Consider the following 13,898-nt stretch of genomic DNA (forward strand, 5'->3'; position numbering starts at 1 on the left):
AGGTTTTGGGGAAAAGGGAAAGAAAAAACTGTAAATAAAATTTAGCTCTCTGGTGGTGCGGGGGACATTTCATGCTATTGTCTGACTGGTTTTATAGGAAATTTCATATAAAATGGATGAAGATGAGGATATTATAGAAATTCCTTTACGACCTCTGGTTTGGATGGGAGACTCTCTCAAAAATATCCGTTCATTTCCAGAAGAGGTACGTGCATCAGTAGGCTATGCACTGCAATTGGTGCAAGCAGGGGAAACACCAATGGATGCCAAGCCTTTTAAAGGGGTTGGAAGCGGCGTGTATGAAATTGTCAAACGCTACGATACCGATACTTACAGGGCAGTCTATGCGGTAAAGATTGCAGAGAGAATTTATGTCCTGCACGCTTTTCAAAAGAAATCAAAGCAGGGGATTAAAACTCCACAGGCTGATGTTGACCTCATTAAACAACGCTATAAGGATGCGATAGCCAGGGAGAAACAACAATGACACAGGAACCGATTTTTGAACAAAGCAGTGGCAACGTATTCGCTGACCTCGGTTTGGAGAATGCGGATGAACTTTTTACACGGGGCAAAATAGGGATTCAGGTACTCCGCCTTTTGAAACAACGCAACCTGAAACAGCGTGAAATCAGCGAACTTCTTGGCATTCCGCAGCCAGAAGTATCTCGTTTGATGAAAGGAGAGTTTCAAAGATTCAGCGAGGGCAAACTGCTCATTTTCCTCAAGCGACTCGATACGGAAATCACTTTACATCTTCGCCCTCGTCACGCGCAGGGCGAATCTACTGAAACTGTGATATCGCTATAGGGAAGGATGGAAGCCTGAAAATTTCTTAATTCTTACGGTACATGAAATGGCTCTTGACAATACCACAGACCATCATCCAGCAACGAGGCCACAGTGAAGGGGTTTTATCCGTGAGTAGACGACACCATCGGGCGATCGCTGTGTGTCAATGCCATCCTAGATAGCTCACGCATTAGGCAAGCTAAATGCAACCAATTAACAATTCAAAATTCAAAATTCAAAATTCAAAATTCAAGACATTTCACACGGGGATTTAAACCCCGACTGAAACTGGTTCTACATATAGATGTAGGGGTCTTAAACCCTTGAACTTACGATAATCCTTGTGTGGGGTTGAGGGAGGATGCGCTGCGATTTTCTCTGCAAACAGTCAGAGATGTTTTGCATAAATGGCAGAAACTTGGTATGGAAGGGCTTTGGGAACGACCAGGACGCGGGGGGAAGGCAAAGTGGAAACAAAAGGACATAGTGTGAATGGCACTAAGAAAAGCCTAAAGGCTTGTTTAGACTCGTTCTCAGCCTCCAGGCTGGGAATGTGTTCCGAGAGGCTCTGCCTCTCGTTAAGCCACTGGAGGCGGAGCCTCCCAGAATGGGTTCCGAGCCTGGAGGCTCGGAACCAGTTAGGGCAAGGGCTGTATCTTAACTTAGTGCTATTCGACACAGTGTTTTTGGAAGAATGTCTAAAACAAGAACCACGCACCTACAACAGTTCTCAATTGGCTAGAAAATTAGAAAGCGATCGCGTTATTATTAGGCATAATTGTTTCTTGAAGATTTACGCCGCTGAGGTTAGCTCCCCGAATGTCGGCTCCTCTAAGGTTAGTTCCTCTAAGATTCGCCCCTGCCAAATTCGCATTTCTCAGGTTAGTCCAACTCAAGTCAGCTTGACTCAAATTAGCTTGACTTAGGTTAGCCCGTAACAAGTATGCACCACTTAGGTGAGCCTTGGTCAGATTAGCTTTGTATAGGTCAGCTTTGTAAAGATAAGCTCCTAAAACCTCTGCTTCGTACAAACTCGCCTCGCTAAGGTCAGCCGCAATCAAGTTAGCTTCAATCAGGTTGGCAAAAGAGAGGTTAGCCCGGATCAACTTTGCTGCACCTAAATCAGCATCTCTCAAGTTAGCGCTTTTTAAGTCAGTGCCAATTAAATTAGCAGATGCGATGGCAGCATCTCTAAGATCCACCCCGCTTAAGTCAGCTCCAATCAAATTGGCATAACTCAAATCTGCCTGGATAAGTATAGCACCACTCAAGTTAGCAACACTGAAGTTAGCCGCACTCAGGTTAGCTTCATTTAGGAAGGCTTTATAAAGGTTGGCACTACTGAGGTCAGCACCACTGAGGTTTGCCCGCACAAGTAAAGCATTACCTAAATCAACTCTTCTCAAGTTTACCCCTTGGAGGTTTGCACCTCTGAGGTTATCGCCTTGCAAATTCGCGGCGCTCAGGTCTGGTTCAATCTGGGGATTTTTCTTTCTCCACTCAATCCATTTAACTGCACCTGCTTTGAGTAAAGTTAGATGCTCTCGATTTGCCATTTTCTCTCCTTTACTCCTGACGCCCACCCAGAGAATTTACCCGACCAGCGACACTTTCAATAGCCGTTAATGCTCCCGCTGCTCCTGCTAGGATATCCTGTTCTTGTCCACCTAAGTAAAGCCGTCCAAAACTACCTACAGCTTGAACTTCTAAAATGTTAATCCTCGCTGCTTTCTCCGCTTCATTGGCAGCTAGTGCGGCGTAAGCAGCAGGCTCCACTTCTAATACATACAGCGTTTGACCTGCTAGTAGTAGCTGTCCTCGGCGCGTGCGATTAATCAGTTGGGTTTGATAAGCATCGATGTTGCGGATAATCTGACTAGAAATAACCCGCGGTTTCAGACATTCCTCTCTTCGGACTCCCAGTGCCGCCAAAATAGCTTGACCAGCAGCTCTGGTTTCGCCTTGGGAGCTAGAATGAACTTCTAGTAGTCCGTATAGTCTTTCCACTACCTGTACTCCCGGACGGACAGAGGCAGATTTCAGGGCGATATCCGTAATTTTATTAATTTCGATACCAGGAGATATTTCAATCCACAGTGATGTATCTCCTGGTAATGGTAAGAAGCCTTGGGCTACTGTTCCCATATATGCTGCATGTTGAGGTTGCAGGCTGTCGAGAAATACGAAACTGCGTAATTCTATGCCCAAGATTTTGCTCTCCAGTCGTGAGGGTAAAAGTTATCTATATGCGAGATATAAGTGCCTAACTTGACAATATAGGGTATAAAAAAGCGCAAAATCTGTTATACGGATCTATACCCGTGTGTCAAATGGCAATTATAGAAGCTAATGCTTATTTAAAAGACCATCGTCGTCTTGGGATAAAATCTACTTCGGGCGGACGACATAATTTTTGTTTAACACAGCTACTTTGTAAACATCTTGACCCTTTTACATTACCCCAGTTTTACCCCAAATATTTCCCCAACATCTCCCAACTGGAATCGCAAGGAATTTAGATACCAATGAATATGGCTTTTTCTAGCTCAAGTTGTTTTTATTTTCATCCCTATCCTCTCAATCAGTTAAATAAGCAGATACAAAGCGCTTACACACCTTGCCGTGATTTGATATTTTGGCGCGATCGCCAATATTCGGCAAAAGGGGCGATCGCGATTTTTCTGGTATATCTATCAAGTACTGGGCAAGTCCCCTTCCGGTAAGACATTATCGATGCTGAGTACCCACGGTATACCTTTGTCGATTGGAGAACTGACAGTAATTTTAGCTCTGTTAGCAAACTGTTTTAAGCGATCGGCAAATTGGGGAACAGTTTTCATGATATTGCGATAACTTTCCATGTTATTACAAATCAAAATCAACGTCAAAACGCCACTATTGATTTGGAAATACCAATGACAACTTGATAACAAAATCCGTGTCATGCGATCGCACGCTAGGAAAAAGCTTTTTTTCGTTGCTTCTTCAAGTTGTCGAAATAGTATTTCACTTAGCTTGATTGTTTGAGGTGAAGGCAAATCATCTGGATGTAGGCATGGTTGATTCATAAGGTTTTGGCAAGCTTCAAAAGTAACGAAGCTGCGATGAAGATTGGTACTTTTGATTTTTTGCAGATTGAATATTGCAAAAAAATCAGGTTTACTAGGTTATTGTTCTTGAGTAACAATCCACAGCAAGTCTAACCACAACTGGGGATAAGCTTGCTTGAGGTTTGAGAGTGGATCGCGCATCAAGTTATTGGCATTAAAGCAAACAACTTCAACTAGCCCTAAGTATTCTGCTACTTCTTTGAGTAGGTTTTTTTGTTCTACGACAGCATTAATTAGTCTATCAGGGCAATAAATACCAATGTATTTTGTATAGCGGATGCATGTTTTTATATTCATTCTTGTTAAATGAGGATGAGGATTGATTATCTTCACATAACATTGGTTTAACAGGTTCCATACCTGTGGGTGAGTGTGTTCAATAATTACGTTAAATTGCTGGGCTAAGTCTTCTTCGGTAATCATTACTTTCTCCACTACTTTGTTGCCATCTGTTGCATACTTTGGTAAATACCTAATTGATTGTGCAAAAACTTCAAACAGCAATTATTTGCTGATGCCATGTGCATATTCACTTTAGTCAAATAGGTAATTTTTCGTCAGGGCAAAATTTACCCTAAAAAGCGAAATTGGTTGGTATGTTTTCTACTGTTTGTGTTACTCGTCTATCAAGCATCAAAGCTGAAACTAATCCCTAAAACTGTATTGAATACTACTATTTACCAATTTAATTGGTAAAAATTTACTGCAAAATAAATGCTCTGTTTATTGGAGTTTGGCGCTTTTAAGCCAAACTAGCAGGTAAAAAACAACCATCTGCAAAAATAATTTGCGCTTCGCAAGCAAATTGGCAATTTCTGTGATAGTCTTTTTATATGGGGAATCAAGACAGCGAAAGCACAAAAAGTCTTCCAAGAGAAATGATATAAACTCAAAGACCAGACTTTCGCCTTGGCAGATGCAATGTTTAAATCCGCTACGGCTTTTTGAAACTAAGAGACAAAGCCAATGAAGCAGGATAGTGACCTCCGTAATAACTTGAAGTCAATTAGAACTCGCTTAGGCATGAGCCAACAAGATTTGGCTAACATCGCTAATGTGACTCGTCAGACTATTAGTGGTGTAGAGTCGGGACAATATGCTCCCTCAGTAGCCATAACACTTCGCTTGGCCAAAGCGCTTGGCTGTCAAGTTGAGGATCTATTCTGGTTAGAGCGGGATTTACCTGAAATTGAAGCCGTTCTTGCCAAACCCGTTCCTAACGGTCAGCAACTGCGAGTTAGCATGGCTCGTGTCGGAGGACAATGGATAGCTTATCCGTTGATTGGTAAGGATGCTTTTCGCCAAGATATGATTCCGGCTGACGGAGAAAGTACAAGCCTTACAGGTACAAATAAAGTTCGAGTCCGTCTTTTAGACGATAATCTCGACACACTTCACAACACCGTTGTGATTGCTGGTTGTGCCCCTGTAATTTCACTATGGGCAAGAGCCACCGAACGCTGGCATCCCCAACTGCGAGTTCAATATAACTTTGCCAATAGCATGGCTGCATTGCACAGTCTATGCAGAGGTGAGGCGCACATCGCTGGGATGCATCTCTACGATCCTGAGACTGGTGAGTATAATACTCCCTTTGTTCGAGATGTTCTGGCTGGGAGGGAAGCAGTTCTGATTACCCTTGGTGTCTGGGAGGAGGGACTTTTGTTAAAGTCAGGGAACCCAATGGGAATTAGAACAGTTAGTGATTTAGTTGCAGGGGCGACTATTGTCAACCGCGAAATCGGTTCTGGTAGTCGGATGCTTTTGGAACAAACACTCCAAAAAGAGCAGATACCGTTCGATGCTGTTCAGGGCTTTGATAATGTACTCAAAACTCACCAAGATGTCGCCCAAGCTGTAGTCAGAGGAGTTGCCGATGCTGGTATGAGTACGGCATCTGTAGCTACCGCCTTTGGGCTGGGATTTATCCCTCTACATCAGTCACGATATGATTTGGTGATTCTCAAGGAATATTTGGAAGAAGCACCTGTACAACAGTTGCTCAGTACTTTGGGACATCGCATGGTTCACTCCCAATTTGAAATTCTTGGCGGTTACGATATCAGCAAAATCGGGGAAGTTGTAGCGACTGTTTAGAGTGGATTGCAATGGTTGGTTGTGTGGTTTAGGGAAAACTTGGCGTAAATTTAAATCCTGCTGCAACCACTCTTTAGGTATGAGCAACCTTCAGGAGATTACAACAACTGATGATGCTCAATTCGTAATTCGGATTTCAATTTGAGTTTCCAGTTTGGAATCTATAGCAATACATCCTTGGGTAAAGACGCGATTCATCGCGTCTCTACAAATGGTCTATTTGTCGCTTTCTTTTTTCCAATTGGTATTAACGTGAGTTCGACGAGTGCTATTTTGACCTCTCCCCCAGCCCCTCTCCTACCAGGAGAGGGGAGCAAAAACTCTCCTTACTGGTTACTCCTCCCTCTCCTTACCCAGACGCACTCGCGTTCGCCTTTTAGGAGAGGCAGGCTGTCCGGGAGAGGTCTGTCGAACTCACGTGGTATTACTACCGTCAGAGAAATCATTTGGATGAGTGGATGGTAATACTTGCAATATTCCTTGAGTGATGTCTTATCGCTCTAGTCATTAGTGAGAAAAAACAATGACTAGTGGCCAATGAAAACTGACCAAAACTTAATTATGTTCTGGATACAGACTCTTTTTGCTGTAGAACGAGCACCTCCAACAACGTTCTACATCAGGTTACTGCTGTAACTTGACAGCACTCTGGTAAGCACTACTTTGTGCCAACGCCTCATCAACTGACAGACCCACCAAACAAACAATTGCAGGATAAATTATCATGTCCGACGACAAAATTAGACAAATTGCTTTTTACGGTAAAGGTGGTATTGGCAAATCTACCACTTCCCAAAACACCCTTGCTGCAATGGCAGAAGTGGGTAAACGCATCTTGATTGTCGGATGTGACCCCAAAGCTGACTCCACTCGTTTGATTTTGCACTGTAAAGCTCAAACTACCGTGCTGCATTTAGCTGCTGAACGGGGTGCTGTGGAAGATATCGAACTCGAAGAAGTGGTAATCACTGGTTTCCGCGATATCAGATGCGTAGAATCAGGTGGGCCAGAACCTGGTGTAGGTTGCGCCGGCCGGGGTATCATCACCGCTATTAACTTCCTTGAAGAAAACGGCGCTTACTCAGATGTAGACTTCGTATCCTACGACGTTTTGGGCGACGTTGTATGCGGTGGTTTTGCGATGCCAATTCGTGAAGGTAAAGCCCAAGAAATCTACATCGTTACTTCTGGTGAAATGATGGCGATGTTTGCAGCTAACAACATTGCTCGTGGCGTTCTCAAATATGCTCACACTGGTGGTGTACGTTTGGGTGGGCTAATTTGTAACAGCCGGAAAACTGACCGGGAAGACGAACTGATTAGCACTCTTGCAGCTAGATTAAGTACTCAGATGATTCACTTCGTCCCCCGTGACAATATCGTGCAACACGCCGAATTGCGTCGGATGACGGTGAACGAGTACGCACCCGACAGCAACCAAGCTAATGAATATCGCACACTAGCAGACAAGATTATCAACAATACAAATCTCGCCGTTCCCACACCCATCGAAATGGATGAGCTAGAAGATTTGTTGATTGAATTCGGTATCCTTGAAAGTGAAGAAAATGCTGCGAAACTAATTAGCCAAGCCGATGCTGTTAAGAAGCAAGAAGATGCTGAAGGTGAAGCCTTAGAAGCACTGAAAAAAGGCAATGTAGAAATAGTTTCCGGTAGCGAGAAAAAGTAAGGTTCTTGTTTAGACTCCGGTGCTAAATACAAAGTAAGTATTAGGTGGGCAAAAAATAGCCCACCCTCTCACCGAAACAGTTCTGAGTGCTAAGTAACATTAGCGGATAGCTAAGGTTTAGTGCGTGCTGAGTAAAAAGTAAAATTAGACCGACTAAGCATCAAATTAGTTTTGAGTAGCGAATGCCTCGGCTAAAAGTAGGAAGATTCATTAATATTACTTATTCATTACTTCTTACTCAGGACTCAGCACTCATCACTCCTGAAAAATCTTTTAAAATGGAGGTAATCGAATAGCCAATCTTAAATTTTGTTTGTTTCAACTTCACCGTGCTAACACTAGTTTCTCAAGGTTTACACAGCAACATTAATACTTGAATAGTCTAATTCGTGTTTTTGTTTTCTCTTTCTCTAACCTAGTTGGTGTTTATGTTTTAGGGGATGTAAAATTCTCTTTATCATTCCCTTTTATTGCATATTTTAAATACACGGTTAATAACTTAAAAATTTATGAAAATTTAAAATTTACTTAACACCTAATAACTTCTACCTATTGTCACCAAACAAATGAATCCTACCCCAGAAAAAATCAACGATTCACTCAGTGACTCCACTTCTGAAGATACTCGTCAACAGCAGAAACTGCATAAAAAAAAGTCCTCCACACAATTACCCCAACCTGGAACTACTCAAGGGAGTTGTGCTTTTGATAGTGCAATGATTACCCTAGTACCAATCACCGATGCTGCTCACGTAGTTCACGGGCCAAGCGGCTGTGCTGCCAGTATTTGGGGAAGTTACAGCAGTCTCTCTTCTGGTTCGATGCTGTACAAAATACGCTTTACCAGCGATATCGATGAGAACGATATCATCTTCGGTGGAGCCAAAAAACTGTACAAAGGCATTTTAGAATTAGCAAGACGCTACAAACCATCGGCGGTATTTGTTTACTCCACTTGCATCACCGCTTTGATTGGAGATGATATCGAAGGAGTTTGCAAAGATGCCACCGAGAAAACAGGAATACTTACTATCCCTGTACATTGTCCTGGCTTTATTGGGAACCAAAATTTGGGCAATCGTGTTGCTGGTGAAGCATTGCTAGAACACGTTATTGGAACATCTGAACCAGAGACTAGTACACCATACAACATCAACTTGATTGGTGAACATAACATCGCAGGTGCAATATGGAATGTTCTACCGTTATTGGAGAAATTAGGTATCAGAGTTTTGGCAAAAATTACAAGCGATGCTGTGTACAAAGAAGTTTGCTACGCTCATCGTGCCCAACTTAACGTCATACTCTCTTCCAAAGCACTCATCAACGTGGCAAAAGGGATGGAGAAAAAATATGGCATTCCCTATATTGAAGAGTCTATCTATGGTATAGAGTCAATCAATCAATGTTTAAGGAATATTGCTGCAAAGTTGGATAATCCTGATTTGCAGGAACGTACAGAAAAGCTAATTGTAGAAGAAACTGCTGCAATAGATGAAAAACTTGCTCTGTATATTACCCGATTACAGGGTAAGCGCATTATCCTTTCTATTGGAAGTTTCAAGAGTTGGTTGATTATCTTTGCTGCTAAAAAATTGGGGATGGAAGTTATTGCTATTCTGACTAAGAATAATACTGATGAGGATCAAATTAGAGTCAAAAGTTTGCTGGGTCAAGATGGCATAATTTTAGAACAAAATAGTCCTGAAGAAATCCTACAGATAATTAACGAAAATCACGTTGATATGTTAATTGCTGATAAACGCCATCAAGACACCTCTCTCACTGCTAGGATTCCATTCTTAGATATTAATACTGAACGCAATCATGCCTATGCGGGCTATATAGGAATTTTAGAAATAGCACGAGAACTGTATGCCGCTTTTTACAACCCTGTATGGGAGCAAGTATACCAGCCAGCCCCGTGGTCAGCAGAAAATTCTTCTGAGGAGAAAATTTGATGGCGATTATTAGCGTTACGAGTACATCTGTTGCAGTTAATCCCCTGAAGCAAAGCCAAACTGTGGGTGCAGTTTTAGCCTTTTTGGGGTTGAAGGGAATCATGCCTTTATTACACGGTTCTCAAGGCTGTACTGCTTTGACTAAAGCAGTATTAGTACAACATTTCCGTCAGACAATTCCTCTTTCCAGTACAGCGATGACCGAAGTTGCAACTATTTTGGGGGGCGAGGAAAGAGTTGAACAAGCAATCTTGACTTTGGTGCAGAGATCCAAACCAGAAATTATTGGTCTTTGTAGCACTGGGCTGGTGGAAACCAGAGGCGATGATATGGGGCGTTTTGTGAAGGAGATTCGTCACCGTCATCCAGAACTGGATTATTTACCAATTGTGCTTGTCTCTACACCGGATTTCAAAGGTACATTACAGGATGGCTTTGCTGGTGCAGTTGAGAGTATAGTCAGGGAAATTCCTCAAAAAGGCTTCAAACAAGACCCTTGTCCCACACAAATCACTATTTTGGCGAGTTCTGCCTTCACACCAGGGGATGTACAAGAAATCAAAGAGATTGTCACCTCTTTTGGACTTGTACCTATTGTTGTACCCGATCTTTCTAGCGTACTAGATAGTCATATAGAAGATTCTTCTAGTGCCATAACAGCTAATGGCACAAATGTAGTACAGTTGCGCTCAATTGGTAGTTCTGTATTCACTTTGGTACTAGGTGATAGTATGCGGGGTGCAGCACAAATTTTGGAGCAAAGATTCAATATACCTTATGAGGTATTTGGTGAACTGACGGGACTAGCAGCAGTAGATAAATTTCTGCAAGCTTTGGCGGATATTAGTGGTGTCAGCGTACCACAGAAATATCGCCGTCAACGCCGTCAGTTACAACATGTGATGTTGGAAAATCACTTTTACTTTGGGTGCAAGCGAGTTTCTTTGGCGCTAGAACCTGATTTGCTTTGGTCAACAGTTGCTTTTTTACGATCGCTAGGAGTTGAAATCCACGCAGCAGTGACAACAACACGCTTTCCTCTGTTAGAAAAACTTCCAATTAAAAGCATCACTATCGGCGATTTGGAAGACTTTGAGCAACTGGCGGTTGGATCTGATTTGCTAATTACCAACTCTCATGGAGTGGCGATCGCTCAACGCTTAAAAATTCCTCTCTACCGTCAAGGTATTCCGATTTTTGACCGCTTAGATTATGGTCAGTTTACCAAAGTTGGCTATCGAGGTACTATGCAACTTTTATTTGATATTGGCAATCTGTTTTTAGAGCAGGAAACAAAGGTTAAGCATTAATATTATTTATCATGCCAATGTTTCCTTCACTGACACAGACATTTTAAATAATGATGAAAAGGTTTGTAGAGTGGTGTGTTGAGTTTTCTTCTTGGTGGAATATTCGCCAGAGTAGAAAGTCTTTTTTGTTTATCGTTATGCTTACCTTGAGTGCGATCGCGACGCTGATTTTGTCGTTCCCTTTGAACGCTCAAATTAATCTACCGTCAACGCCAAAATCTGAGTTAAGGGGAGTGTGGTTAACAAATATTGATAGTGATGTGTTATTTGAGCGCGATCGCCTCAAGGGATCTTTGCAACGGCTTGATGAACTCAATTTTAACACTATATATCCGGCGGTTTGGAATTGGGGATATACCTTGTATCCTAGCAAAGTTGCACTAAAAGTTATCGGGCGATCGCTCGATCCCACACCCGGACTCAAAGGGCGAGATATCCTCAAAGAAATTGCCGATGTGGGACATCAAAAAGGGTTAACAGTGATTCCCTGGTTTGAATTTGGCTTCATGGCACCAGCGGATTCTCTATTAGCTAAAAATCGTCCCCAATGGCTCACCAGTCGCAGCGATGGAACTCGGATTGTCAAAGAAGGCACACATAATCGCGTTTGGCTAAATCCCTTTCGCCCAGAAGTACAACAATTTATTCAAGATTTAATCGTTGAAATTGTTAGAAACTACAATATCGATGGGATTCAATTTGATGACCATTTTGGCTTACCATCAGAATTAGGATACGATGCTTATACAGTGGCACTTTACAAAAAAGAACACGGTGGTAAAGCTCCCTCGAAAAACTTCAAAGATCCAGAATGGGTACGTTGGAGAGCTAACAAAATCACCGAGTTTATGAAGCGGGTATTTACAGCTATCAAAGCTACTAAAAAAAATTGCCTGGTTTCCGTTGCTCCTAATCCTCAGCGTCTTTCCTACGATTTCTTTTTAGCAGATTGGCAGAAGTGGGAACGGCTAGGAATCGTCGAAGACTTAGTTTTGCAGGTATATCGGGATGACTTGAATGTTTTTATCAGCGAATTAGAGTATCCAGAAGTGAAAGCAGCCAAGAGCCATATTCCAGTGAGTGTAGGCATTTTGGCTGGGTTGAAAAACCGATCTATACCAATGCAGCAGATTCAAACACAAGTGCAAAAAGTACGCGATCGCAATTTCGCTGGAGTCTCTTTCTTTTTCTATGAAACCCTTTGGAATATGAGCAAAGAAAAGGCGCAAGAACGTCAAACTGGCTTTCAGAAAATTTTTCCCACACCAACAGCTTACCCGAATTTGCTAGCAGGTTGGAAACCGTAGAAATGTAGGGAGTGGCGAGATAGACAGAGTTCTTTAAACTCCTAACTCCCAACTCCTCACTCAGCACTCTCTATCCTATTCCCAAACGCCCAGCCAAGCCGGGAGTCAGGGGTAAAAGAGTGGTAATCATCAAGAAGAGAGCCAAAAGACCCAAAGCGGCTCTAGCATCATCGGGTTCAGTGACTTCATTCAAGCTAGGGCGTTCTTGATCTCGTTGCAAAAAGAAAATCACGATCGCCCAATACATGGCAAGAGTATTACCGAGAGACACTAGCGCTAGTAAAATTAAAGTTGCGATCGTTGCTCGTCCTGCGGTTTTGCGTCCATAAATCGCCTGAACAATGCGGCCACCATCTAGTTGTCCGGCGGGCATTAAGTTCAAAGCGGTAATTACTAACCCCAGCCAACCAATCACCACTAAAGGATGAACGCTTACCAAGGGTGACTGCAACGCTGAACCAAGGACAACTCGCGCCAAACTTCCCACCAAAATCGACCCTTGGAAAAACTGATTGGGCAATTGAAATAAACTACCTGGGTGGGAAAGCAGCAAGCCCGTCACCAACATTAACAAAGAGACAATACCACCTGCGGCTGGCCCTGCTAAGGCAATATCAAATAATACCTTGCGGTTGGGCAACAGAGACTCAAAGCGGGTAATTGCACCAAAAGAACCAATTTGCACTGCGGGGAGAAAAAAGGGCCAGCTAAGGCGAATTTGGTGACGCTGGGCAAGTAACCAATGACCAATTTCGTGAGCTACTAAAATCGCAAATATTCCCGCGCCTATGGGCAAAGCTTCTTGAAACCGCCCTGGATTGGCAAAAAAATCAAAATTTAGCAGTAATCCCGCAGCTTCTAAACTTGTGGCAATGGTCGCTATCAACAGAACACCTGCAAAGGCTTTTTGCGATAACAACATCGGCCGGGGATCGTTGCGGCTTGGTAAGACAATCACCACAGGTCTACCGTCTGTATTTTCCACTAAAAACAGACGATATTTATCGCCAAGGCGTTGTTGTAAACTTGCAGTTAGACGGTTGTGAGTCTCTTCTGGTTCTCCCCGTAGATTGCCTTTAAAAATGGCTCCATCTTGGTAGGCGATCGTTTCTGTAGCAAAAAATGTATCGATACCGAAAATACCTTTAACTGCATTCAAGTCTTCTTCTGGTATCGGCGGAATCTCTGGTTTCAGTTCTGCTACTTTTGGTTGTGGGGAATTTGCTTCAAGTGAGGAAGCAGCAGCGAGTCTTTCTGTGGCGCGTTGCTTGAGGATGGCATCTTGCCCAGCTTGGCGTAACTGTCTGCCCAAGTAGACGTACAATCCGGCGGATGTGACCACTAAGAACAATATACCCGCTATATTGATGTAAATCCCTGCGGCAAACAATCCAAAAAACAGGAGCCAGGGAGTCATCAACACCACCGACTGTAACCAGGCTAAGATTCCCAGTTTACCAAAAGGTCTGGCGCGATAAAAGCCCCAGCCCAAAATGCCTAAAGCTACCAGTAGGATTGCCGCCAGGATAGAAGTTTCTGATAAAGTAAACATCTCCAAACCTTTGCTATTGAGACTAAGCCAGAACAAGTCCGGTATTGCAGATACACTTATTAATGTATAACGCCGCCTG

13 protein-coding genes are annotated in these 13,898 nt (G+C 42.9%); 8 read left to right on the plus strand and 5 right to left on the minus strand.

The genetic code is table 11. From position 1 onward, the window contains the following. Nucleotides 1-112 precede the first annotated feature (112 nt). Together ACR5KR_RS06670 and ACR5KR_RS06675 are read left to right on the plus strand one after the other, a co-directional pair. Complete coding sequence (locus ACR5KR_RS06670; RefSeq protein ID WP_445627225.1) at nt 113-487, plus strand: type II toxin-antitoxin system RelE/ParE family toxin; 375 nt, start codon at nt 113-115, stop codon at nt 485-487. Continuing rightward, nucleotides 484-810: a helix-turn-helix domain-containing protein gene (locus tag ACR5KR_RS06675; RefSeq protein WP_445627224.1), complete on the plus strand. Its 327-nt coding sequence runs from the start codon at nt 484-486 to the stop codon at nt 808-810. The genes ACR5KR_RS06670 and ACR5KR_RS06675 overlap by 4 nt, the downstream gene beginning before the upstream one ends. A gap of 728 nt (nt 811-1,538) precedes the next feature. On the opposite strand, the gene ACR5KR_RS06680 is transcribed toward ACR5KR_RS06675, so the two are convergent. Then, nucleotides 1,539-2,348 carry a pentapeptide repeat-containing protein gene (locus tag ACR5KR_RS06680; RefSeq protein ID WP_448265913.1) on the minus strand — a complete coding sequence of 270 codons (810 nt, stop codon included), beginning with the start codon at nt 2,346-2,348 and terminating at the stop codon, nt 1,539-1,541. 10 nt (nt 2,349-2,358) lie between these two features. After that, nucleotides 2,359-3,000, minus strand: a complete 642-nt coding sequence (locus ACR5KR_RS06685) for a hypothetical protein (protein ID WP_292856419.1) — start codon at nt 2,998-3,000, stop codon at nt 2,359-2,361. Between the two features lie 317 nt (nt 3,001-3,317). On the opposite strand from ACR5KR_RS06685, the gene ACR5KR_RS06690 reads away from it, so the two are divergent. Continuing rightward, the gene (locus tag ACR5KR_RS06690) at nt 3,318-3,515 is read left to right on the plus strand and encodes a hypothetical protein (RefSeq protein WP_448265914.1); all 198 of its coding nucleotides are present in this window, start codon (nt 3,318-3,320) and stop codon (nt 3,513-3,515) included. On the opposite strand, the gene ACR5KR_RS06695 is transcribed toward ACR5KR_RS06690, so the two are convergent. Together ACR5KR_RS06695 and ACR5KR_RS06700 are read right to left on the minus strand one after the other, a co-directional pair. Beyond that, nucleotides 3,486-3,860, minus strand: a complete 375-nt coding sequence (locus tag ACR5KR_RS06695; RefSeq protein ID WP_094353382.1) for a hypothetical protein — start codon at nt 3,858-3,860, stop codon at nt 3,486-3,488. The genes ACR5KR_RS06690 and ACR5KR_RS06695 overlap by 30 nt on opposite strands. Nucleotides 3,861-3,959: 99 nt before the next feature. Continuing rightward, nucleotides 3,960-4,325, minus strand: coding sequence for a hypothetical protein (locus ACR5KR_RS06700; protein WP_448265915.1), 366 nt, complete (start codon nt 4,323-4,325; stop codon nt 3,960-3,962). A gap of 543 nt (nt 4,326-4,868) precedes the next feature. Here ACR5KR_RS06700 and ACR5KR_RS06705 point away from each other — a divergent pair. The 5 genes from ACR5KR_RS06705 (at nt 4,869) to ACR5KR_RS06725 (ending at nt 12,267) form a co-directional block, all read left to right on the plus strand. Then, nucleotides 4,869-5,999, plus strand: a complete 1,131-nt coding sequence (locus ACR5KR_RS06705; RefSeq protein WP_448265916.1) for a substrate-binding domain-containing protein — start codon at nt 4,869-4,871, stop codon at nt 5,997-5,999. Nucleotides 6,000-6,723: 724 nt separating this feature from the next. Beyond that, nucleotides 6,724-7,689, plus strand: coding sequence for a nitrogenase iron protein (gene nifH, locus ACR5KR_RS06710; protein WP_445627218.1), 966 nt, complete (start codon nt 6,724-6,726; stop codon nt 7,687-7,689). 566 nt (nt 7,690-8,255) lie between these two features. After that, complete coding sequence (nifE, locus tag ACR5KR_RS06715) at nt 8,256-9,650, plus strand: nitrogenase iron-molybdenum cofactor biosynthesis protein NifE (RefSeq protein WP_445627217.1); 1,395 nt, start codon at nt 8,256-8,258, stop codon at nt 9,648-9,650. Beyond that, complete coding sequence (nifN, locus tag ACR5KR_RS06720) at nt 9,650-10,960, plus strand: nitrogenase iron-molybdenum cofactor biosynthesis protein NifN (RefSeq protein ID WP_445627216.1); 1,311 nt, start codon at nt 9,650-9,652, stop codon at nt 10,958-10,960. The genes nifE and nifN overlap by 1 nt, the downstream gene beginning before the upstream one ends. A gap of 53 nt (nt 10,961-11,013) precedes the next feature. Further along, nucleotides 11,014-12,267 (plus strand): glycoside hydrolase family 10 protein, encoded by a 1,254-nt coding sequence (locus tag ACR5KR_RS06725; RefSeq protein ID WP_448270113.1) that lies wholly within the window; start codon nt 11,014-11,016, stop codon nt 12,265-12,267. 70 nt (nt 12,268-12,337) lie between these two features. On the opposite strand, the gene ACR5KR_RS06730 is transcribed toward ACR5KR_RS06725, so the two are convergent. Continuing rightward, the gene (locus ACR5KR_RS06730; protein ID WP_448270115.1) at nt 12,338-13,819 is read right to left on the minus strand and encodes a site-2 protease family protein; all 1,482 of its coding nucleotides are present in this window, start codon (nt 13,817-13,819) and stop codon (nt 12,338-12,340) included. Between the last annotated feature and the right edge of the window lie 79 nt (nt 13,820-13,898).

The sequence above is a fragment of the Nostoc sp. DSM 114159 genome (genome assembly GCF_053470285.1).